This is a genomic window from Ruegeria sp. YTSC004, from assembly GCF_059609805.1.
In genome coordinates, this window is sequence record NZ_JBXWMJ010000002.1 from 587,906 (window position 1) to 609,948 (window position 22,043).

The 22,043-nt window shown below is 58.5% G+C and carries 22 protein-coding genes; 11 read left to right on the forward strand and 11 right to left on the reverse strand.

Annotation, left to right across the window (positions count from 1 at the left end):
* Window positions 1–58: 58 nt before the first annotated feature.
* Window positions 59–1,321, reverse strand: a complete 1,263-nt coding sequence (gene purD, locus AC2FFP_RS06575; protein WP_496880835.1) for a phosphoribosylamine--glycine ligase — start codon at window positions 1,319–1,321, stop codon at window positions 59–61.
* A 74-nt stretch (window positions 1,322–1,395) separates the two neighbouring features.
* Here purD and xseA point away from each other — a divergent pair, with 74 nt between their 5' ends.
* The gene (xseA, locus tag AC2FFP_RS06580) at window positions 1,396–2,889 is read left to right on the forward strand and encodes an exodeoxyribonuclease VII large subunit (RefSeq protein WP_496781425.1); all 1,494 of its coding nucleotides are present in this window, start codon (window positions 1,396–1,398) and stop codon (window positions 2,887–2,889) included.
* Window positions 2,890–2,895: 6 nt separating this feature from the next.
* Here the strand turns inward: xseA and AC2FFP_RS06585 are convergent, their stop codons facing one another.
* Window positions 2,896–3,291, reverse strand: coding sequence for a hypothetical protein (locus tag AC2FFP_RS06585; protein WP_496766821.1), 396 nt, complete (start codon window positions 3,289–3,291; stop codon window positions 2,896–2,898).
* A 134-nt stretch (window positions 3,292–3,425) separates the two neighbouring features.
* Between AC2FFP_RS06585 and AC2FFP_RS06590 the strand changes: the two genes are divergently transcribed.
* From AC2FFP_RS06590 to AC2FFP_RS06610, 5 genes are all read left to right on the forward strand, one after another.
* Window positions 3,426–4,064, forward strand: coding sequence for a lysoplasmalogenase family protein (locus tag AC2FFP_RS06590; protein WP_496695009.1), 639 nt, complete (start codon window positions 3,426–3,428; stop codon window positions 4,062–4,064).
* A 58-nt stretch (window positions 4,065–4,122) separates the two neighbouring features.
* Window positions 4,123–5,286, forward strand: a complete 1,164-nt coding sequence (ftsY, locus tag AC2FFP_RS06595; RefSeq protein WP_496880836.1) for a signal recognition particle-docking protein FtsY — start codon at window positions 4,123–4,125, stop codon at window positions 5,284–5,286.
* A gap of 86 nt (window positions 5,287–5,372) precedes the next feature.
* Window positions 5,373–6,275, forward strand: coding sequence for a DMT family transporter (locus AC2FFP_RS06600; protein WP_282118758.1), 903 nt, complete (start codon window positions 5,373–5,375; stop codon window positions 6,273–6,275).
* Window positions 6,276–6,291: 16 nt separating this feature from the next.
* Window positions 6,292–6,897 (forward strand): inner membrane-spanning protein YciB, encoded by a 606-nt coding sequence (locus AC2FFP_RS06605; RefSeq protein ID WP_058274883.1) that lies wholly within the window; start codon window positions 6,292–6,294, stop codon window positions 6,895–6,897.
* A 160-nt stretch (window positions 6,898–7,057) separates the two neighbouring features.
* Entirely contained in the window at window positions 7,058–7,726 is a 669-nt protein-coding gene (locus AC2FFP_RS06610; protein WP_108858944.1) for a Crp/Fnr family transcriptional regulator, read from the forward strand.
* Between the two features lie 220 nt (window positions 7,727–7,946).
* Here AC2FFP_RS06610 and AC2FFP_RS06615 read toward each other — a convergent pair whose 3' ends face one another.
* From AC2FFP_RS06615 to rpiA, 6 genes are all read right to left on the reverse strand, one after another.
* Window positions 7,947–9,383, reverse strand: a complete 1,437-nt coding sequence (locus tag AC2FFP_RS06615; RefSeq protein WP_261307915.1) for a Do family serine endopeptidase — start codon at window positions 9,381–9,383, stop codon at window positions 7,947–7,949.
* A gap of 185 nt (window positions 9,384–9,568) precedes the next feature.
* Window positions 9,569–9,763, reverse strand: a complete 195-nt coding sequence (locus AC2FFP_RS06620) for a DUF2065 domain-containing protein (RefSeq protein ID WP_496766825.1) — start codon at window positions 9,761–9,763, stop codon at window positions 9,569–9,571.
* Window positions 9,763–10,659: a protease modulator HflC gene (gene hflC, locus AC2FFP_RS06625; protein ID WP_282118761.1), complete on the reverse strand. Its 897-nt coding sequence runs from the start codon at window positions 10,657–10,659 to the stop codon at window positions 9,763–9,765. The genes AC2FFP_RS06620 and hflC overlap by 1 nt, the downstream gene beginning before the upstream one ends.
* A complete protein-coding gene (hflK, locus tag AC2FFP_RS06630; RefSeq protein ID WP_108858948.1) occupies window positions 10,659–11,804 on the reverse strand; it encodes an FtsH protease activity modulator HflK in 1,146 nt (381 codons plus the stop codon). Before hflK ends, hflC begins: the two co-directional genes overlap by 1 nt.
* A gap of 72 nt (window positions 11,805–11,876) precedes the next feature.
* A complete protein-coding gene (gor, locus tag AC2FFP_RS06635; RefSeq protein ID WP_496722148.1) occupies window positions 11,877–13,235 on the reverse strand; it encodes a glutathione-disulfide reductase in 1,359 nt (452 codons plus the stop codon).
* A gap of 323 nt (window positions 13,236–13,558) precedes the next feature.
* Window positions 13,559–14,344, reverse strand: coding sequence for a ribose-5-phosphate isomerase RpiA (gene rpiA / locus AC2FFP_RS06640; protein WP_496766826.1), 786 nt, complete (start codon window positions 14,342–14,344; stop codon window positions 13,559–13,561).
* Between the two features lie 167 nt (window positions 14,345–14,511).
* Here rpiA and AC2FFP_RS06645 point away from each other — a divergent pair, with 167 nt between their 5' ends.
* The 4 genes from AC2FFP_RS06645 to AC2FFP_RS06660 are packed head-to-tail and all read left to right on the forward strand — an operon-like array spanning window position 14,512 to window position 17,977.
* Window positions 14,512–15,213, forward strand: a complete 702-nt coding sequence (locus AC2FFP_RS06645; protein ID WP_496766827.1) for a glutathione S-transferase family protein — start codon at window positions 14,512–14,514, stop codon at window positions 15,211–15,213.
* Window position 15,214: 1 nt separating this feature from the next.
* Window positions 15,215–16,588 carry an L-serine ammonia-lyase gene (locus tag AC2FFP_RS06650; protein ID WP_058274837.1) on the forward strand — a complete coding sequence of 458 codons (1,374 nt, stop codon included), beginning with the start codon at window positions 15,215–15,217 and terminating at the stop codon, window positions 16,586–16,588.
* A gap of 24 nt (window positions 16,589–16,612) precedes the next feature.
* Window positions 16,613–17,023 carry a GFA family protein gene (locus AC2FFP_RS06655; RefSeq protein ID WP_496880837.1) on the forward strand — a complete coding sequence of 137 codons (411 nt, stop codon included), beginning with the start codon at window positions 16,613–16,615 and terminating at the stop codon, window positions 17,021–17,023.
* Window positions 17,024–17,062: 39 nt separating this feature from the next.
* Entirely contained in the window at window positions 17,063–17,977 is a 915-nt protein-coding gene (locus AC2FFP_RS06660; RefSeq protein WP_472723490.1) for a DMT family transporter, read from the forward strand.
* Here the strand turns inward: AC2FFP_RS06660 and AC2FFP_RS06665 are convergent.
* Entirely contained in the window at window positions 17,922–18,629 is a 708-nt protein-coding gene (locus AC2FFP_RS06665) for a thiamine diphosphokinase (RefSeq protein WP_496880838.1), read from the reverse strand. The genes AC2FFP_RS06660 and AC2FFP_RS06665 overlap by 56 nt on opposite strands.
* A 121-nt stretch (window positions 18,630–18,750) precedes the next feature.
* Between AC2FFP_RS06665 and AC2FFP_RS06670 the strand changes: the two genes are divergently transcribed.
* On the forward strand, window positions 18,751–20,382 hold the full coding sequence (locus AC2FFP_RS06670) for a hypothetical protein (protein WP_496766831.1): 1,632 nt from the start codon (window positions 18,751–18,753) through the stop codon (window positions 20,380–20,382).
* A gap of 73 nt (window positions 20,383–20,455) precedes the next feature.
* Here AC2FFP_RS06670 and AC2FFP_RS06675 read toward each other — a convergent pair whose 3' ends face one another.
* Window positions 20,456–20,698 (reverse strand): DUF2842 domain-containing protein, encoded by a 243-nt coding sequence (locus AC2FFP_RS06675; RefSeq protein ID WP_496722135.1) that lies wholly within the window; start codon window positions 20,696–20,698, stop codon window positions 20,456–20,458.
* Complete coding sequence (locus AC2FFP_RS06680) at window positions 20,698–21,990, reverse strand: adenylosuccinate synthase (RefSeq protein ID WP_496722134.1); 1,293 nt, start codon at window positions 21,988–21,990, stop codon at window positions 20,698–20,700. The genes AC2FFP_RS06675 and AC2FFP_RS06680 overlap by 1 nt, the downstream gene beginning before the upstream one ends.
* Window positions 21,991–22,043: the final 53 nt, after the last annotated feature.

A 22,043-nucleotide genomic window follows, 5' to 3' on the forward strand; every position in this document is an offset into this window, starting at 1 on the left:
ATTTCCTGTGAGTGAGGCGATAGGCCGAAGGAGCAAAGCCCCCTGACCTACCGACTGTTCAAAGAGCTCGCCAGCCGATATCGCGGCGGTAAAAGCCTTCGGGCCAATCCACACCTTCAACCATCGCATATGCCCGGTCCCGCGCCTCTTGCAATGTATTCCCACGCGCAGTCACATTCAGAACGCGCCCGCCTGCGGCTTGCACTTGCCCATCAACGGCCTTGGTGCCCGCGTGGAAGATCATGTTGCTGCTGTCTTCAGGAAGCGCATCCAACCCCTTGATCGCAGATCCTTTTACGTAGGAGCCCGGATACCCCTGTGCCGCCATCACAACAGTGATCGCATGATCGTCGGCCCAGTTTACCTGCGTCTCGCTCAAACGGCCCTCGGCCGCGGCATGAAGTAGGTCCAGAACCTGGGCACCAAGCCGCATCATCAGAACCTGGCATTCCGGGTCACCAAAGCGGACGTTGTATTCGACCAACCTCGGTTGGCCGTCCTTGATCATCAGGCCAGCATACAAAACGCCCTGAAACGGCATGCCTCGGCGCTTCATCTCGGCCATAGTCGGACGCACGATCTCTTCCATCGCCCGCGCCTCGATCTCGGCACTCAGGACCGGCGCTGGGGAATAGGCTCCCATACCGCCCGTGTTCGGGCCCGTATCACCTTCTCCCACGCGCTTGTGGTCCTGAGCCGTGCCAATGGACAGGATGTCCTCTCCATCACACAAGACGAAGAGAGACGCCTCTTCGCCCTCCATGAACTCCTCAATCACCACCTCGGCCCCTGCGCCACCAAAAGCGCCGCCGAACATGTCGTCGATGCCCTCCAGCGCGGTCTGTTCGTCCATCGCGACGATCACACCCTTGCCTGCCGCCAAACCATCGGCTTTGACCACGATCGGCGCGCCCTGTTCGCGGATATAGGCTTTGGCAGGCTCGGCCTCGGTGAACCTTGCATAAGCTGCGGTCGGAGCGTTCGCCGCGTCACAGATTTCTTTGGTAAAACTCTTCGAGGCTTCCAGCTGCGCTGCATCGGCCGACGGTCCAAAGACCAGCACACCCGCTTCACGCAGACGATCTGCGACGCCAGCGGCCAATGGGGCCTCGGGGCCAACAATCACGAAATCAATCGCGTTCTCTTCAGCAAAGCTGACAACCGCGCCGCCGTTTTCAGTATCGAGCGCTGCGCACTCAGCGATCTGCGCAATTCCGGCATTTCCCGGGGCAACGATCAGACGGTCACATTTGGGGTTTTGCATCACCGCCCAGGCGAGGCTGTGTTCGCGCCCGCCGCTGCCGAGAATAAGGATGTTCATGAAGGTCTCCGATCTGCTTGGCCTCGCCTTCCGGGCGTTCTAAGCTGGCCGGGCATTTGACACAAGGCGCTGAAATGTCCGACCTGCTTGATGACCCGATCCCGGGCCAAAACACACCAGAATATACCGTTTCGGACATCTCGGGTGAGGTGAAACGCACGCTGGAAGGCACGTTCGGGCGAATCCGTGTGCGTGGTGAGGTCGGCCGCGTGTTCACGGCGCGGTCGGGCCACCTGTACTATGACATCAAGGATGACCGGAACGTGTTGGCCTGCACAACATGGAAAGGTCAGGTTTCCGGCCTATCGGTGGTGCCGGAAGAAGGTCTTGAGGTCGTGGTCACCGGTCGCCTGACGGCTTTTGGCGCGCAGTCGAAATACAACCTGAACGTCGATGAGGTCGCGGTCGCCGGGCAAGGCGCTTTGATGGCGCTGCTGGAAAAGCGCAAGAAACAGCTTGAGGCTGAAGGTTTGTTCGCACCCGAACGTAAAATGCCTCTGCCCTACCTGCCCCAGATTATTGGCGTGGTGACATCACCATCTGGCGCTGTGATCCGGGACATCCTGCACCGCCTGCGGGATCGCTTCCCGCGCAAGGTGCTGATCTGGCCCGTCGCTGTACAGGGCTCCAACTGCGCACCAGAAGTTGCGCGGGCCATCGACGGTTTCAACAAACTGACGCCGGGCGGCTCACTGCCTCGACCCGACCTGATTATCGTCGCCCGTGGCGGCGGTTCGATTGAAGACCTTTGGGGGTTCAACGAAGAAATTGTCGCGCGTGCGACGGCCGCTTCGGACATTCCGCTGATTTCGGCCGTTGGTCACGAAACAGATACGACGCTGATCGACTTTGTATCAGACCGCCGCGCGCCAACGCCGACCGCCGCGGCCGAGCTTGCCGTGCCGGTTCGAATGGAACTACTGGCTTGGACGGGTGAGCAAGGCGCGCGTTTGTCTCGTGCCGCGACGGACGCGGTTCAAAGGCGGTCTCAACGGCTTCGCGACCTGTCCCGCGCGTTGCCGCGCCCGGAAAGCCTGTTGAACACCCCACGCCAACGACTTGATTTGATTGCAGATCGACTTGCGCCCGCACTGAATCGCGGCGTGCAAAACCGACGTCTGCAGGTTGTCGAGCTGTCCGCACATCTGCGCCCGTCGACGTTGCGCAATCTCGTTTCGTCCAGAAACGAGGCCTTGCGCAACCTGTCATCCCGGCTTTCCCTGCGCCCAATCCGGCGCGAAATCGAACAACAACAACAAAATATCAACAGGTTGGCAGAACGAATGAACACGGCGCAGGCCACGCGACTGGATCGGATGCGGCAACAGCTGGACGCCGCCGACCGCCTGCGTGAAACACTAAGCTACAAAGCTACACTGCAACGTGGTTATGCTGTGGTCCGGGCCGAGGGAGAGGTTCTTACGACCAAGAAACAGGCCTCGAAACACAGCACGTTCGAGATCGAATTCGCGGATGGCCTCCTAAATACTGGTCAGCCCACGGCTTCGCGGGCGGCACCAAAAAAACCGGCCAAGAAAGATGCACCTGATCAGGGCTCTCTGTTCTAGCGACCTTCAGACGCCAATCTCGGGGCCGAGACAGACCATCTCTTCATTGATATCTTCGGCCTCGTACAGCTCGGTGGCTTCCGAGTTGCCTTCGAACAAGGCGGTCAACCCCCTGTCGGTCTTGGAAAAGACCCAGCATTGCGGATCAATCCTGTCTTCATAGATGAAGCAGATCTGCCCTCCTTGTTCGTACCAAACGCCCTCTTTGCAATTGCCATCCAGAAACGACCAGATCACGCGTTTATTGGGCAAATAGCGTTCGACGCCGTAAACCGTTCCCTGAAACCCATAGAACATGGTTTTTCCGCGCGTATAACTGTCAAACTCAGACCCGGACAAGGCCGGCTGGGCAACGGCCGCCTGCGCAGTGAGTGTCATAAGAATCGCAAGACGCGTCAGCATGAGATCATTTTGGCAGATGCAGTTCGGCATCGCCAATAAACAATTCCCCACAAACGGCTGCCTTCACGTCACCGCTTGAGTTGTAATGGCGATCCCGGTGATGCTGCCAAAAAAAGCCAAATGGGGGACATTTGATGACAACCGCTTTTTTCTGGATCGCTGCCGCGAGCGCGCTGGCCTATTTGCCGATGTCACCGCGCCCGGCCAGCCCCCTGCGATCCCTCTTCAAGACGGCCTCTGTCGCGCTACTGGCGCTGGTTGCTGTCTTAAGTGGCGCCCCCATGCTACTGACCCTTGCGCTAGTCCTGTGCGCCTTGGGCGACGCGCTGTTATCACGCGAGACGGACTCGACCTTCATGGCAGGGATCGGTGCATTTGCAGCAGGCCACCTGGCCTATATCGCTCTGTTCCTCAGCCACCCATCCAGCGACACCGCTCTGATCTTCGACAAGCCCGGCATCTTTTGGTCGCTGATCATCCTCGGGATCGTTGCTGCAACCCTGCTCGCCCCCCGCGCCGGTGACCTCAAGGTACCGGTTCTGGGCTATATCCCGATCATCCTTGGCATGGGCATTACGGTCCTCGCCTTGCCCGAGGCGGGCGCGTTACGCTGGGCCCTGCCCGCCGCACTGGCCTTCATCGCGTCGGACCTGATACTGGCGACTGAAAAGTTTCTGCTGCCTGACGGCCATCCGGCGCTACGCATCACGCCCTATATGATCTGGATCCTATACTGGGGCGCGCAAGCGGGGCTGTTGATTGCGTTTTTGTGACCCTTTGCAACTGCCGCAAATCCGCATTAGGTGAGAGGAACACCTGCGGAGACTAAAAATGGCGTTTTTCTCAAAGCTCAAGGACAAGCTGTTCAAATCCTCGTCCCGCCTCGAACAGGGGCTGGATGCCATCGTCGAAGACGGTGGCGAGGAAACGACCGCGCCCGATCCAGTTATCCCCGAGCCTGAGCCGCAGCCAGAACCGGTTCCCGAAATTCCGCAGCCGGTGCCAGAGACACCTGAACCCGCCCCTGTGCCACAGCCGGTCGAAACACCTGAACCCGCACCGGTCGATCCAACCCCTGCTCCGCCCCCGCCTGAGGCCGCGCCATCCAAAGGGGTGTTGGGACGCCTGTTTGGCCGGAACGAAGCCAAGGCCGTCATCCGTCGTACGTTGGACGACGATATGCTTGAGCAGCTAGAGGAACTGCTGATCGCCTCGGATATGGGCGTCGACACCGCTTTGCGGGTCACATCCAACATGGCCGAGGGGCGATTGGGCCGGAAACTCTCCACGCAAGAGATCAAACAATTGCTCGCCCAGGAAGTCGCCCGTGTGATGGAGCCGGTTGCCAAGCCTCTGCCCATCTACCCCAAGCGCCCGCAGGTCGTGCTGGTCGTTGGCGTCAACGGGTCCGGCAAAACCACAACCATCGGTAAGCTGGCCAGCCAGTTCAAGGCCGCCGGCAAAAAGGTCGTCATCGCCGCCGGGGACACATTCCGCGCTGCCGCCGTCGAACAGCTCCAGGTCTGGGGCGACCGCGCCGGCGTGCCGGTGCTGACCGCACCCGAGGGGTCTGACCCGGCCTCCTTGGCTTTCGACGCCCTGACCCGCGCGCAGCAAGACGGCGCAGACCTGCTGATGATCGACACGGCCGGTCGCCTGCAAAACCGGGCGGACCTGATGGAGGAACTGGCGAAGATCGTCCGCGTAATCCGCAAAATCGACGAGACCGCCCCGCACAACACGCTGCTGGTGCTGGACGCCACTACGGGCCAGAACGCGCTAAGCCAGGTTCGGACATTCCGCGACCTCGCTGACGTGTCAGGGCTGGTCATGACCAAACTCGACGGCACCGCCAAGGGTGGCGTATTGGTTGCACTGGCCGACAAATTCGGCCTGCCAATCCATGCCATCGGCGTCGGAGAACAGATCGACGACCTCGCCCCCTTCGACCCCGAAGAGTTCGCCGCCGCCCTCACTGGCCTGGACCAAACCTGATCCCCCCTCTATCTCGCCCCAAATATCCTCCGGGGGTCTGGGGGTGGAAAGCCCCCAGCCTCTCCACCCAGCGAAAAGACTGACATTTGAGCGACTGGCTGATTTCTCTCGAAGGCACCGAAGCGGGCCATCAGCTGGCTCTTGGCCTCGCTCTGATGGCCGCCTTCCTGCATGCGGTATTTGGAGCGCTGCAGAAAGGCCGTCACGATCCCTGGCTGTCCCGTGGCGCAATCGACGCCTGCTATTGCCTGATGGCGGCCCCTTTTGCCTTTTTCGTGGTGCCGTGGCCTGAACCCTACATGTGGTCCATCTTCGCCGTGGTCTGGGTGATCCACATCGCCTACAAGGTCCTTCAGGCGATGGCCTATACAAAGGGTTCATACACTGTCGTCTACCCGGTCGTACGCGGCACTGGCCCCCTATTCACGGTCATCGGCGCCTATCTGCTCTTCGGCGAGACCTTTACCGGGATTCAATGGTTTGGTGTTTTGGTTCTGCTGGCCGGTATCTTCGGCCTGGCCGCCTATAATTTGCGTTTTCTGGAAACCAACCGGGAAACGCTGGGCATCGCGCTGGTACTGGCCATCGCAACCGGCCTGTTCGTCGCGCTCTACACCACTTATGACGCCTATGGTATCCGTGCCACCGCCGACCCGTTCACCTTTCTGGCGTGGTTTTTTATGATCGACGGGTTTGCGATGCCGATTTACGCATTCCTCAGATGGCGCGCCATGATCAACCGCCCTGCCGTTGGCCCATTGATGTTGCGGGGCTTGGCCGGAGGCATCATCGCCCCTATGTCCTTCGGAGCAATCATGCTGGCCACCCGTCTGGACAAGGTCGGCGAAGCCGCCGTTCTGCGAGAAACCTCGACAGTCTTCGCGGCGCTTATCGGGTGGCTGGTGTTAAAAGAAACTGTGGGGCCAAGACGGGTCGCGCTGATGGCATTGATTGCATTGGGCGCCGTAATAGTTGAAATGGGTGGGTAAAAATCAGGAAACAGACATGCCAGGCAAAAAAGAAATCAATCCATTTCTGAAACAAGCGTTAGAGCTTGGGCCGCCACTGGCCTTTTTCTTCATCTACCTACGTCTGCGTGACGACAGTTTCCTGATCGGAGGCATTGAATATTCAGGCTTTATCATTGCGACGATCATCTTCGTCCCGCTGATGCTGGCCGCCATGGGCATCCTCTGGGTCCTGACCGGCAAACTGAGCCGGATGCAGATATTCACCGCCTTCATGGTCATCTTCTTTGGCGGCCTGACCGCTTGGTTCAATGATGAGCGGTTCTTCAAGATGAAAACCACGCTGGTTTACGGTTTTTTCTCGGTCATCCTTGGAATTGGCCTTCTGCAAGGGAAATCTTACCTGGCCTATGTCCTCGAAGATATGCTGCCGATGCGCCATGAGGGCTGGATGATCCTGACCCGCCGGTTGTGCGGCTGCTTTGCGGTTCTGGCCGTTGCCAATGAATTTGTCTGGCGAACAATGTCGACGGACCTGTGGGTCAAAATTGAAACTTTCGCCTTTCCGATCGCGCTGATGGCGTTTCTGATGCTTCAGTTCAGTCTGTTGCAACGCTACATGGATGACCCCGACCACCAATAGGCGAACACTTATAATCGGCGCGCAGCTTAAGCGTTTGCTTTCATATTGAGCCATCGCACAGCGCGCAATCAGACAAACCAATAAAAACCTTGGAATAATAGCCCGGCTGTGGAACATTGGGGCACCACTCAACACCAGCAGCCGGAGACCCCTCAACCACATGAAGGCACTCCCAAACAGCGGATTCCTGTCCGAGGCATCAGACCGACTCAGGGCTATGCTTTCGGCACTCGCGACCGAGATTTCCTTGGATCAAGGCCAGGTGCTGTTTGAGCAGGGGGACGAAGGCGATGCGCTCTATGTGATTTCTGAGGGCACGCTTGAGGTTTCATTCCTTGCGATGAGCGGGCGCAAGCTGTCTTTGACCCTTATGAAGCCGGGCGAAGTGTTTGGCGAAATTGCGTTGTTCGACAGCGGGCCGCGGACCGCCACGATAGCAGCGGCCGAGCCATCTAGCGTGCTGCGCGTGCGCCGCAGAGACGTGATGGACCAGATCCGCCAGCATCCTGACCTTGCCGTCGACATGATCCGTCTGGCGGGCCTGCGCATGCGCTGGATGGGGTCACAGCTGAACGAACAGGTATTCCTGCCGATGCCCATTCGTCTGGCGCGCAAATTGCTGCATCTGTCTGCCCTTCAGGACGACCCCGCCATGCGGATCACCTTGTCCCAAAGCGAATTGGCCGAGTTCGTCGGTGCCACGCGCGAGGCTGTATCCAAGACGATTTCCACCTGGAAACGCGACAATGTTGTCGAGGCATCCCGCGGCGGGTTGATGATCCAGGACTTCAACGCCCTGAAAGAACTCGCCGAATCCGACTTAATCTGACCTTGTGACCTCCTTCACATACGATGTGTGCCGAAATGGCTATCGTCGTAGCTGTTACCGTAGGGGGCCAGAGAATCATCCCCGATATCTGTCCACTGGCCTCTCCCTGTACCAGAGCCATGCGCCTCCCCGGCGTGTGGCTCACTTACTTTCAGCGCAACGTAGAACGGAAAAGGCCGAGGCATTGCCCCGGCCTTGTCATCACGTTTGATGTGGTGCGTTACTCGCCCAAGCTCAGCGCCACAAAGCGGGGGTCGCCACCGCGTCGTACAAGCAACAACAGCGATTTACGCCCGGCCTCACGCGCTTCTTCCATGCGTGCTTCCAGGTCTTCAATCGACGTCACCTTTTGCTGTCCAGCCTCGGTGATCAGATCGCCGGCGCGCAACCCTTTGGAGAACGCCTCAGAGGCTTCATCCACTTCGGTCACAACCAGCCCATCGGCGTCTTCTTCCAGACCAAGATCCGTGCGTAGCGTGTCCGTCAGCGGCGAAATGGTCAGACCAAGAATGTCAGCATTCTCTTCCGTTGGAGCCTCAGACGTTTCCTCGTCGCCCTGATCAGCCCGTTCGGCATCCTCACGACGCCCCAGAGTAACCAGGACGGTCTGTGTTCCGCCATCGCGATGCACGACAACACGCACGGCTTTGCCCACGGTTGTCTCGCCGACCTGACGCACAAGGCCGCGTGTATCTTCGACCTCGACCCCATCAAAACTGAGGATCACGTCACCAGCCAGCAGACCAGCATCTTTCGCCGGCCCATCCGGAACATCGCTGATCAGCGCACCGCCCGGCTTGGCCAACCCCATTGCCTCGGCCATGTCCTCGGTCACATCCTGAATGCGAACGCCCAGCCAACCGCGGCGGGTTTCGCCGAATTCGCGCAGTTGGTCGACCACCTTGACCACAACGTTGGACGCCATCGAAAAGCCGATCCCGATCGAGCCGCCGTTGGGCGACAAAATCGCTGTATTCACACCAATCACTTCGCCATTCATGTTGAACAGCGGACCGCCCGAGTTGCCTCGGTTGATGGCCGCGTCGGTCTGGATGTAGTCGTCATACGAGCCGCTCAGCGCCCTGTTGCGGGCCGAAACGATCCCGGCCGAAACCGAGAAGCCCTGCCCCAACGGGTTGCCCATGGCAATAACCCAATCACCGACCCGGGCGACGTCACTGTCGCCAAACTGCACGTATTGCAGCGGGCCCGGGGCCTCGACCTTCAGCAGCGCAATATCGGTTTTCTCGTCTGTGCCGATCACCTTGGCGGGTAGTTCTTCTGGCGGCTGCCCATCACCGGGGAAGAACTCCACCAGGATTTCATCGGCTTCGGCGATCACGTGATTGTTGGTGACGATGTAGCCGTCCTCGGAAATCACGAACCCCGAACCCAGCGCGTTGCTGCGGCGTGGGCGATTTTCATCATCACCGTTCCGGTCCTGAAAATCGCGGAAGAAATCCTCGAACGGCGATCCTTCGGGCACAATGCCCTGCGGGCCGGTCTGGCCTTCGATCAACGTCGAGGTGGTAATGTTGACCACGGCCGGGCTGATCTTTTCTGCCAGCGGCGCCAGGCTTTCGCTCCGCGCCTGTGCTGCGACGGATTGGGCCAGAACAAGAATCATCCCCGCAATGGCCAGCCACATCAGCCGCATGAAACCAACACCCTCGTCCTGCCGGACTGAAATACTGCGTGCTTGTGCCTGCACTTGGGAACTCCTTGTCAACAAGTCTTGAAATACTGCCCTCGGGCAAATCTTCTCAGGAACCAATGTAGTCGGTTTGTCCTTGCCCGCAACTCGGGATCTCGGGGAAATCACCTGCAAGTGAGGTCACCGCATCAAAACCCGACCTGATAAGCCCCCCAAAGCAGGATAAACCCACTGACCAAGCTCAGCAAACCGGCCAGCCGCCGCGCCTGCTCGGGCAGTGACCGCAATGCCTCTAACATGCGCTCAATAAGCGAAGGGGCCAGCGCATAGGCCAGCCCCTCTACAATCAATACCAGCCCGAAAGCCAGAAGGATCAGCCCCATTATTCGGAGGCCGCAGCAGCCGGAGCTTGCCGTCCGGTTGGCGAACCGAGGTAGTTGAAGAACTCGGAATCCGGGCTCAGAACCAACGAGCTATTGCCGCCCTGCAACGCATTCTCATACGCGGTCAGCGAACGGTAGAATTCAAAGAACTCCGGGTCCGCGCCATAGGCTTCCGCAAAGATCGCGTTACGTTCGGCGTCCGCTACACCACGGGTGATCTCGGCCTCACGACGTGCATCTGAAACTAGTTCGACCACCGTCCGGTCAGCTTGCGCACGCACACGCTGCGCCGCCTCGTTACCACGGGCACGTTCGTCTGTTGCTTCACGCTCCCGCTCGGCCTTCATGCGATCGAAGGTCGCCTCAAGGTTGGCCTGTGGCAAGTCGGTCGCCTTCAATCGCACGTCGATTACAGTCACGCCCAGCGCCTGAGCTTCGGCAATCGCGCTGTTTCGGATGCGCAGCATCAGTGCCGCACGGTCCGAGCTCAGGATGTCACGGGACGAAACCGAGCCCAGAACTTCGCGGGTTTCGGCCCGCAAAATACGATCCAGACGATCCTCGGCAACCGGGATACCACCGACACCAACGGCCTGACGGAACTGGTTCAGATCTGAAATCCGGTAACGTGCGAATGCATCGACAACCAGACGCCGATCGTCCAGAGGGGTCACCTCAAGGGGCTGTACGTCAATAGACAGGATACGGTCGTCATAGCGGACAACTTCTTGAATCACCGGGATTTTGAACGCCAAACCGGGGTCTTCCTTGACCGCGACGACACGACCAAATTGCAGGACCAGCGCGCGTTCACGTTCATCCACGATGAAGATCGAAGACAGGCCAACGACGCCAAGGATCACGACAAGAATGAGGATAATGGGTGATTTACGCATCAGTTGCTCTCCCCGGCTGGGCTACGACGCAGCTCGTTCAGCGGCAGATAGGGCACAACACCCTGCCCTTGCCCGGATGAGTTCTGGTCCAGAATGATTTTGTCAACGTCACCCAGAATCTGCTCCATACGCTCCAGATACAGACGCTTACGCGTCACATCGGGTGCTTTGGAGTATTCTTCCAGAACTGCGCTAAAGCGGCTGGCTTCACCCCGCGCACTGTTGATCTGTTGGGCACGATATCCTTCTGCCTCTTCCAGAACCTGCGCAGCTTCGCCGCGCGCTTCTGCCAACACCTTGTTCGCATAGGCATCGGCTACGTTCTGCAACCGGTCCCGTTCCTGCGCAGCAGCTTGAACGTCGCGGAAGGCGGCGATCACATCCTGAGGCGGGTCGGCTTTGTCAAAGTTCACGCGGACAATGTTGATCCCTGAATCATAGCTGTCCATTGTGGACTGGATCAGTTCCTGCAAGCGATCCGCGATAACACCACGATCCCGGTTCAGGATCGGTGCAAGCTCGCTTTGAGCAATAATCTCGCGCATCGCTGATTCCGACACCGCACGGATCGTTTGGCGCGGATCACGCAAGTTGAACAGGAACTTCGCAGGGTCGTTGATGTTCCAGACGACTTGATAGTCGATATCGACCACGTTTTCGTCGCCGGTCAGCATCAAGCCATCATCGCTGCCGCGCGCGCCGCCCATATCTTCGTTCTGTTCGCGGGTGACCGGGATGACCTCGGCGGTAACGAAAGGCCACGGCGCAAAGTTCAGACCCGGATTTCCGACGGCCGAGAATTCGCCGAGGAACAACTCAACCGACTGTTCTTCAGGCTTGACTGTGTAAAAACTGGCCGCCCCCCACAATACCGCCGCGACGACGACACCAATAAGAACCGTACCTTTTGTGAAGATAGGGCCACCGCCGCCAGAGCCCTGACCGTTGCCACCGCGGCCTGAACCACCGCGGCCGCCCATCAGGACGCGCAGCTGTTCCTGGCCTTTCTTCATCAATTCATCAATCTCGGGGATCTGCGGACCATCGCCTTCGGGGGGCTTGCGCCCATCACCGTTATCACCCCGATTTCCTCCGCCGCCCGAAGAGCCTCCGCCCCCCCAGGGGCCGCCGCTATTGCCCGCCATATGTATCTATTCCCTTGTGTTGGACCGTGTGATCACGGGTTCCCTTGTAACTTGTGTGCGCGCGGTTGCAAATCAAGCAGTGCGCACAGGTTGCCGCATTGTTACCAATTCCTCTGCCATCACCGGATGAACGGCAACCGTGCGGTCGAAATCTTCCTTGGTTGCGCCCATTTTAACGGCGATGCCAGCCAGCTGGATCATCTCACCCGCGCCCGGCGCGACGATGTGGCAACCCAGAACCTTACGGGTCGCCTGGCTGACAATCAGCTTCATCAACACGCGCTGCGTTCCACCGGCAAAGGCCTTTTGCATCGGCTTGAACGATGTCGCGTAAACCTCAATCGGTTCCTGTGCCGCGCCTTCTTCTTCGCTTAAGCCCACAGTGCCGAATTCCGGTTGGGTGAAGATCGCGGTCGGGATCAGTTCATGATCCACCGGAGTCGGGTTGCCTTTGAAAACGGTCTCTACAAACGCCATGCCTTCACGGATCGCAACCGGCGTCAGATTTACGCGGTCGGTAACATCGCCAATGGCATAGATCGAGGGCACGCCTGTCTGGCTGTACTCATCGACTACAATCTCACCTTTGCGGCCACGTTCCACGCCCAGCGCCTCAAGGCCCAGGTTGTCTGCATTCGGCGCACGCCCTGTGGCGTACATGACCACGTCGAACTGATCCTCGGTGCCATCGGTGGCCTTAACGCGGATCTTGTCGCCTTCCTTGGTCATTTCCAGCACGTTGGTGCCCAGACGAACATCAATGCCGTTCTGGCGCATCTCTTCGCAGATCAGGCCACGTGCTTCTTCGTCGAAGCCACGCAGGATTTGCGCACCGCGATAGAACTGAGTGGTCTGGACTCCCAACCCGTTCATGATTCCGGCAAACTCGCTGGCAATGTAGCCGCCACCGACGATCAGAATGCTTTGGGGCAGTTTTTCAAGGTGAAAGATCTCGTTCGACGTAATCGCCAAGTCCGATCCCGGGAACTCGGGCACGACCGGACGACCACCTGTGGCGATCAGGATGTGCTTGGCTGTCTTGCGTGTCCCATCCGCCAATTCGACCGTATGTGGATCGACTACGGTTGCACGTTGATCAAAGCTTTCGACGCCGTTGTTTTTCAGGATATTGCGGTAGATGCCTTCAAGCCGGTCCAGTTCGGTCACCAGCTTGCCGTGAAAGGTATCCCAATTCAAAGCACCGGTCTGAATGTCCCAGCCATAGGCCTGCGCATCACCGACCATGCCCGAGAATTCACTGGCGAAGACCATCAGCTTCTTGGGCACACAGCCCCGGATGACACAGGTTCCGCCATAGCGATCCTCTTCGGCCAGCGCCACTTTGGCACCGTTTTCGCCAGCTGCCACACGCGCCGCACGGACCCCGCCTGAGCCTCCGCCGATAACGAACAGATCATAGTCAAAGCTCATTTGTCCTGCCTCTTTCAAATTTCCGCAAGCGCCCGCAGGCCTTGCATGAGGTGTACTCTATCTCGCGCTGCTGTCCAGAGTGATCGCCGGGACTCCAGCCTCTCCGAGTTCTCGAACTTGCGCAGGGAACCGCTGCAGCGTTGTGATCAAACGCCCAGATATGGTTGCATTTGTTTTATTCAACGGCAGCCTCTGCATCTTGGAGTAGTCACGCCAAGTGTCCAATAAAACGTGTCCCAAATCGTTCGTGGTTACGACTTCACTTAAGTCAATGCATCGCCCACAAATAACGAGTGACCTAGAGCGATCTGTGTCTGTTCCGCTTAATCCGCCAGATCCGAAAACAGGTTTTCACCACCATCGACCAAATGATCCAAGTCGATCACTCCATCGTTGATATCGCGCAGCTCGACCCGACCATCGCCGTGGCCGATCACAACTTTGTCACAGATGTCGATGAATAAACCATTTTCGACCACACCCGGCACCTGATTCAGCACCAGCGCCAGTTGCCTGGCATTTCCGATGCGCTGAAGGTGAAGGTCCAGAATGTGATTGCCCTCGTCCGTGACAAACGGTGCTTCGCCGTTCATACGCAACACCGCCGAAGTGCCAAGAACGTCCATCGTATCGAGCGCTTCTTGAATCAGAGTTCGCGTGGTCTGCCAGCCAAAAGGGATCACCTCAACCGGCAACGGGAATGCGCCCAGCGTTTCGACCTCTTTCCCGGCATCTGCAATAACGATCATCTGATCGCTGGCCGTGGCTACAATCTTTTCCTGCAGATGCGCGCCGCCTCCACCTTTGATCAGGTTCAGATCGCCGTCGAATTCATCCGCGCCGTCGATGGTCAGGTCCAGCCAACCCGCCTGATCCAGCGAGACAACCTCGATCCCCAACTCACGGGCCAGTTGCGCGGTACGGGTTGAGGTCGGAACAGCCTTGATCCGCAAACCTTCCTGTTGCACCCGCTCTCCCAGACGGCGGACCATCCAGGCGGCCGTTGATCCGGTGCCCAGCCCAACACGCATCCCGTCCTGAACTATATCGGCGGCCCGTCGCGCCGCGACAAATTTGGCTTTGTCTATGGGTGACAAATCTCCGGTCATTGTTGCATTCCCCCTTGGTATTGCGGAATTTATACGGAATGTCCGACGCAACTGCGAGCGCCAATTCGCCGATCCAACAGGCCAACTTGTCGCGAAACTACGCGTTTCCTATTGGAAACGTCGCAATCGAGACGTTCGACATCCCTGCTGGTGTATAGATACAGCCCATGAACGCGCCCTATAGATTGCACTTTGCCCCCGACAATGCCTCTCTGGTGATCAGACTGGTGCTGGAAGAGATGGGCCTGCCTTATGAGACGGCTTTGGTGGATCGTCGGCAAAACGCACAGGATGGCGCGGCTTACAGAGGGTTGAATCCGAACGGCCTGATCCCGGTTCTTGAAACGCCACAAGGTCCGATCTTTGAAACAGCCGCCATCCTTTTGTGGCTGGCAGATACGCATGCGCAACTGGCTCCCGCCCCTGACAACCCGGATCGGGCTGCGTTCCTGAAATGGCTCTTTTTCGCATCGAACACTTTACATGCCGATCTGCGCATCCTGTTCTATGCCGAAAAATACATCGACACGGCACAGGCCGAAACCTTGCGCAACGGTATCCGCCCGCGCCTGCGCCAACATCTTCGGGTTCTGGATGACGTGGCAAAAACTGCGCCCAACTGGTTGAACGCGGATCAGCCCTCGGTTCTTACATACTACCTTGCCTGCCAGATGCGGTGGATGGCCCTTTACCCGGAGCGCGCTGATCGCAGTTGGTATCAACTGGCGGATACGCCTTACCTGCAATCCATTCTGATGCGCCTGGAAAGCCGTCCCGCAACCCGGGCTGCCATCGCGGCCGAGGGGTTGGGGGTTACCCCCTTCACCAGTCCATCTTATGCTCACCCTCCAGAAGGCTCTGCTACCTGATATGTTCTTGTCTGTTTTTGATATGTTCAAAGTGGGCATCGGCCCGTCCTCGTCACACACAATGGGGCCGATGGTTGCCGCCGCACGGTTTCTGGACCTAATGCGCGCCTCGCCGTTTGAATTCGCCGGTCTTCGCGGATCGCTGCACGGATCGCTGGCCTTTACCGGTGTGGGCCACGCAACCGACCGGGCTACGATCCTTGGGCTGGCCGGGTTTGTTCCTGACACCTATGACAACGACAAGGCCGAGGCCGCGCTGGCTGCTATTGCTGAAACGCACTCTGTCACGCCCGAGGGGTTGCCGACCCTGCAATTCGATCCAAAGGCCGATCTGATCTTTGACTACGACCACAACCTGCCCGGCCATGCCAATGGGATGATCCTGATGGCCACCGATGCGCAAGGCGACGTGATTCTGCGGCAAGTCTATTATTCCGTAGGCGGCGGTTTTGTTCTGACCGAAGAGGAACTCGCCGAAGGCAAAGCCACCAATGACGGCCCTGCCGTGCCTTTCCCGTTCCACTCGGCGGCCGAAATGCTTGAGATGGCAAACGCCAGCGGCAAAAGCATCGCCCAGATGAAGCGCGAGAATGAAATCGCGCGGGGCTGTGCGGACAGTTTCGCCAAAGGCACCGCCCGGCTTTGGGAAGTCATGAACAACTGTATCGAACGTGGACTGAAGACGGATGGCATTCTGCCCGGCGGCCTGAAAGTGCGCCGCCGCGCCAAGGGCATCCATGACGCGTTGTTGGCCGAACGGGGTATGAACTTGAACGCGCCGCACACCATCAACGACTGGATGAGCGTCTATGCGATGGCGATAAACGAGGAAAACGCGGCTGGCGGGCAAGTCGTCACTGCGCCCACAAACGGGGCAGCTGGTACGATGCCTGCCGTACTGCGCTATTACCTCGACCACGTTCCCGGTGCCTCGGAAAGCCATATCGAGGACTTCCTCCTTACGGCAGCGGCCATTGGCGGGCTGGTCAAATACAACGCCTCGATCTCGGGTGCAGAAGCCGGTTGTCAGGCTGAAGTTGGAAGCGCCTCGGCAATGGCTGCAGCGGGCCTCTGCGCCGTGATGGGTGGTACGCCCGAGCAGGTCGAAAACGCCGCCGAAATTGCATTGGAGCATCATCTAGGCATGACCTGCGACCCGGTCGCTGGTCTGGTGCAAGTTCCTTGCATCGAACGCAACGGGTTGGCGGCCATCAAAGCCGTCTCGGCTGCTTCACTTGCGCTGCGTGGCGATGGGAAACACTTCGTGCCGCTGGATTCAGTGATCGAAACCATGCGCCAAACCGGGCATGATATGCACGAGAAGTACAAGGAAACGTCTCTGGGCGGGTTGGCCGTAAACGTGCCAAACTGCTGACAGTGACAGCAATGGAGGTCAACGATGCAAGGACATTGCCTGTGCGGAACGATTCGGTACGAGGTTGTTCCTCCGGTCCTGTCCTGCGTGAGCTGCCATTGCGATAGTTGCCGCAGGCAATGTGCGGCCCCGATGACGACCTATTTTGGCGTGCGCGACGGGCAATGGCGCTGGATTGGCGAGTCTCCGAAAACCTTTAACTCCTCGCCCGGTGTCGAGCGCAGCTTTTGTCCCAATTGCGGCACGCCGATCTCGTTTCGATCCCAAGCCATGTCGGACGTGCTGCATCTGTATGTCGCCACATTAGAGGATCCCAACCAATTGCAGCCCACGCTGCACGTGGCCCATGAAGAACGGCTGGATTGGCTGAAACTGGACGACGACCTGCCCGTCTGCATCGGACCCGACTACACGAAGGTGCAGCCGATTTCATAGAAGCTTTCAACCGGGTGCCAAAACCCGTAGCGTCGCCGCATGACCCAGGATCGTCCCGTCTTTGGCATCTTCTTGATGCTGTGTTTTTGCGTGCTTGCACCGATGGGCGATTCCATCGCCAAGCTGCTGGGTGAGACGACACCGGTCGGCGTTCTGGTGTTTATTCGCTTTGCCGTTCAGGCGTTGATCCTGATACCTTTGGTGGCCCTGACCAGGCGGCACTGGCGCATGCGTGGACGTCTTGTGTGGCTGGCGTTCATCCGAACGGTTCTGCATATCGTCGCTATCGCGGCAATGTTCAGCGCACTGCAATACTTGCCGCTGGCGGATGCAGTCGCCATCGCCTTTGTCATGCCCTTCATAATGTTGTTGCTGGGCAAGTACGTGCTGGGTGAAGAGGTCGGTATGCGCCGCCTGATCGCCTGTGTTGTCGGGTTCGTGGGCACTCTGCTGGTCATCCAGCCCAGCTTTGTTCAGGTCGGTGCCGCCGCTCTGTTACCCTTGGTCGTTGCGATTGTCTTTTCCCTTTTCATGTTGGTGACACGACAGATTGCCAAGGAAACCGACCCAATAGCCTTGCAGGCCGTATCCGGAGTGATGGCGACGGTTCTGCTGCTGCCGGTTCTGGCGCTGGGAACACTCGGCAATGTTTGGGAGCTGTCTTTCATTGTTCCCGAGCGTGAAAGTCACCTGCTGCTGATCGGAATCGGTGTCCTGGGCACTGTCGCGCATCTATTCATGACGTGGTCGTTGCGCTATGCGCCGTCCGCCACGCTGGCCCCCATGCAGTATCTTGAGATCCCGGTGGCGACGTTCTTTGGCTGGTTGATCTTCCATGACCTTCCGGATGGCATGGCCGCTGTCGGCATTGGTATCACCGTCGCCGCAGGCCTGTATGTCATTCTGCGCGAGCGGGCCAGCGCCCGGTCTGCCCCGACAGAAACGCCTGCATAACCTGATCCAGAGCGTATCGCGGCACCATCACCAGCAATCCCGGCGCATCCACCGTCAGCTCAACATCTGCCAGCGCACGGTTGGATGTGCCTACTTGCCCGCCGGGTTCCATAACCAGATCGTCGATGGCCCATTCAAGGCCTTTGCTGGCACCGGTTACCCGTTGGAACGGAAACAGTGAAACGACATCGCCGGGTGTGATACTAAGGGAAACCCGCGGCGGCGCGTGAAAGACGACCTCAGTCTCACCCAATAAGACGCAGGGGCGATCCTGCCTCTGGACCAATGTGTTAAGAACAGCAAGCTGATGATCCAGCCGCCCGCCCAGGAACCCGGCCCCCAACACGACAGGCGCTTCGATGCTGCGCAGAGCCTTGTCAAAATCCGTGCTGTTTTGTTCCCGTATAGGATACAACCGGTCCACCGGAATTTGGTCTTTGTGCCGGCTGTCCAGCGAATCAAAATCGCCAATCACGGCATCCGGAATGCGACCCGATTCTACCAAAGGGGCTGCCCCACCATCGGCCGCCACAACCGTCTTGGCGCGAATCAGCATCACATTTAGGTCGTCAGGGCCGATTTCCCCGCCTCCGACCAGTGCAATTGGCTCAAATGACCGCACAATTGGGCGATTTTTACTTAGATTGATCATTTTTCCCGGATTTGGACACATTGAGACCACAAAATGATAGGTTCATGCAAAGAGTTCCGAGCCAATGGGTGTGCCTGCATAAGGTGGTTGGCTCTCGTAGTTTGTAGAGGACGTGCGTCTGATGGTACAGAACAACAAGGTATTGACCGTTTCTTATGGAACCTTCTCCTGCACTTTGGAAGGATTCGACGATTCATTCGAAACGATGAAGGCAATCGCTGAATACTTCCGTGATCTTTCTGCCGATGATCGGTATTTTGGTTCTGAACCCCCGCAACCTGACGCAGAAATGCTGACCCGGATCGCACGGCGCGACGCCGCAAAACATGTAGAAGCCAGCCAGAGCGATTCCGGCCTGTTGCTGCGTGCAACCCAGCAGGCTGCAAAGCCAGCCCCTGCTGCGGTTCCAACCGCTGCGCAAGCAGACCCCCATGTGATGAGCCACAGTGCCACCCCCCCTGCACAACGGGCCGACTCGTTTTTCGCTGACGCCGTGCCGGTCGAAAGCGCGCCTGCCCCGGCTGCGGACAGCATTGCCGCCAAACTGCAGCGCATCCGCGCCGTCGTTTCGCATTCCGAAGAAAACTCGGTGATTTATACAGAAGACGAGGACGCAAGCCTGGGTAGTCAGCCAGCTGCACCGATGGATGCGATCGCCGCCGCGTTTGAGGCAGGCTCGCTCGACGCATCGGACCTTTCGGAAACGGACAAGCCCGACGCAGCTGTTGAACCGATGGCGCCGGCTTTTGAAGCAGAAGAAATCGCGGATACCCCCGCCGTGGCAGCGCCAGCGGCAGAGGCCGAAGCAACGGAAGAACCGGTAGAATCCGTGCAGCCATTCTCGATGCAGCAGGACGCAGATTATGAAGACGAGGAAGAGGCGCCTGCACCCTCGGCGCTGTTCACCGATCTTGAGGAAACGACCGAAACTGATGAGCCCGTCAATATCCTGAGCGAAGAGACCGAAGAGGATCTGATAGATGAAGTCGCAGAGACCCAAGAGGGTTATCTGACCGCCGAGGATGAGGCCAATGTTCTAAGCGAGATCTCGAAGGTTGAGGCCGCAATGGGTGGTCAATCACCGAACGAAACGGCCCTGGATCAGGATTTGTCCCGCCTGATGGACAAGGCGGACAGCCAGATGGATGACCCGGCGACCAGCACGCAGCGCGAAACATATTCACATCTGCGCACGGCAGTCGCTGCGACCGAAGCTGAGCGCGGGAACCAGCCGCGGGACGAAGACTCCGAAGAAAGCGGATATCGTGGCGATCTGACGTCGGTCGTAAGCCCGCGCCGCCCCGAGATTCAAGTCACCAGCATGCGCCCGCAATCCGACACTTCATCCCCCTTGAAGCTGGTTGCAGAACAGCGGGTTGACACAAATGAACAGGACGCCGGCCCCGTGACCCCCCGCCGCGTCACGTCCAAATCAGAAGACGAAGCCGACGATTCCAACGAAGAAGGTGGTTTTGCCCTTTTTGCACAGGAACAAGGTGCACAATCTCTGCCTGACCTGTTAGAGGCTGCCGCCGCTTACCTGTCGTTCATCGAAGGTCAGGAACAATTCTCGCGCCCGCAGCTGATGAATAAGATCCGCTCACTCAAGCAGGACGACTTCAACCGCGAAGAAAGCCTGCGCTCGTTCGGTCAATTGCTTCGGGACGGCAAGATCGAAAAAGCCGGTGGTGGTCGTTTTGCCGCCTCAACACAGATCGGGTTCCGCCCCGATGACGAGCGCGCTGCAGGCTGAACTTAAGAAAATCAAAAGAAACGGGGCCGATGCAATCATCGGCCCTTTTTTGTACGGGAAATGAATCGCCCTCTCAGTCTTGCGACTGATCCGGGTCTGCTTGCCCAACGCCTTTGAACACGAATTTGAAAGGCAAGGCCCACACGATGCCCAGACCGATATAGACTAGCAGCTCAAGCCAGAGCGGCGGGCGGTCTAGCCAATTCACAACCGTCACGACCGCCACAATATAAAGAGGCAACCCAACCAGCAGCAGCACTAGTGACCAGCGACGGCGCGCTTTATAGCTGAGGCCTCGTTTCTGTTCCTCTGCCATCAGTCTGCAAACGGGTCAGTCACCAAAATGGTGTCATCCCGCTCCGGGCTGGTGGACAAAAGGGCGACAGGGCAATCGATCAGCTCTTCGACCCGGCGCACGTATTTGATGGCATTGGCCGGCAGATCCGCCCAGCTGCGCGCCCCTTCGGTGGATTCGCTCCAACCCGGCATCTCTTCGTAAATCGGTTTGCAGCGCGCCTGTTGATCCGCGGCCGTCGGAAGGTAGTCCAGACGTTCGCCGTCCAGCTCATACCCAACGCAGATTTTCAGGGTCTCGAAACCGTCCAGAACATCCAGCTTGGTCAGCGAGATGCCGTTCACACCGCTGGTCGCACAGGTCTGGCGCACAAGGCAGGCGTCAAACCACCCACAACGGCGCTTACGGCCCGTGGTGGTCCCGAACTCGTGCCCGCGCTCACCAAGCCGCTGACCATCGTCGTCGTCCAACTCGGTTGGGAACGGGCCCTCACCCACGCGGGTTGTATAGGCTTTGACAATGCCCAGAACGAAGTCAATCGAACCGGGACCGATGCCGACGCCTGTTGATGCCTGACCGGCAATGACGTTGGACGAGGTTACAAACGGATATGTACCGAAGTCGATATCCAGCAGCGCCCCCTGTGCGCCCTCGAACAGGATGCGTTTGCCAGCCTTGCGCTTTTCGTTCAGCACTTTCCAAACCGGCGCGGCAAAGGGTAGGATTTTTGGCGCGATCTCTTTCAGCTGGGCAATCAGTGCATTTCGGTCAATTGGCTCCAGTCCAAGCCCGTTTCGCAGCGCATTGTGGTGAACCAGAGCGCGATCAACTCGCAATGCCAGCGTTGCATCGTCAGCCAGATCAGCCACACGGATCACGCGGCGACCAACCTTGTCTTCGTAACAAGGACCAATTCCGCGACCGGTCGTCCCGATTTTCGCAACCGAGTTTTGACTTTCACGTGCCCGATCCAGTTCCCCGTGGAAGGGCAGGATCAACGGTGTGTTTTCCGCAATCATCAGGTTTTCAGGGGTGATTTCAACGCCCTGCGCCTGGATGGTTCCGATCTCTTTGATTAGGTGCCATGGGTCCAGAACGACACCGTTGCCGATGACACTCAACTTGCCGCCACGCACAACACCCGACGGCAGCGCGTGCAGCTTGTATACTTCTCCGTCGATGACCAGCGTGTGCCCGGCGTTATGTCCGCCCTGAAAGCGTGCAATCACGTCTGCACGCTCGCTGAGCCAGTCGACGATCTTGCCTTTTCCTTCGTCACCCCACTGGGCGCCGACAACAACCACATTGGCCATATCCGGTCCTTTTGCGCTGAGTTATCAAACTCGGCTCGTATAACGGGGGGAAA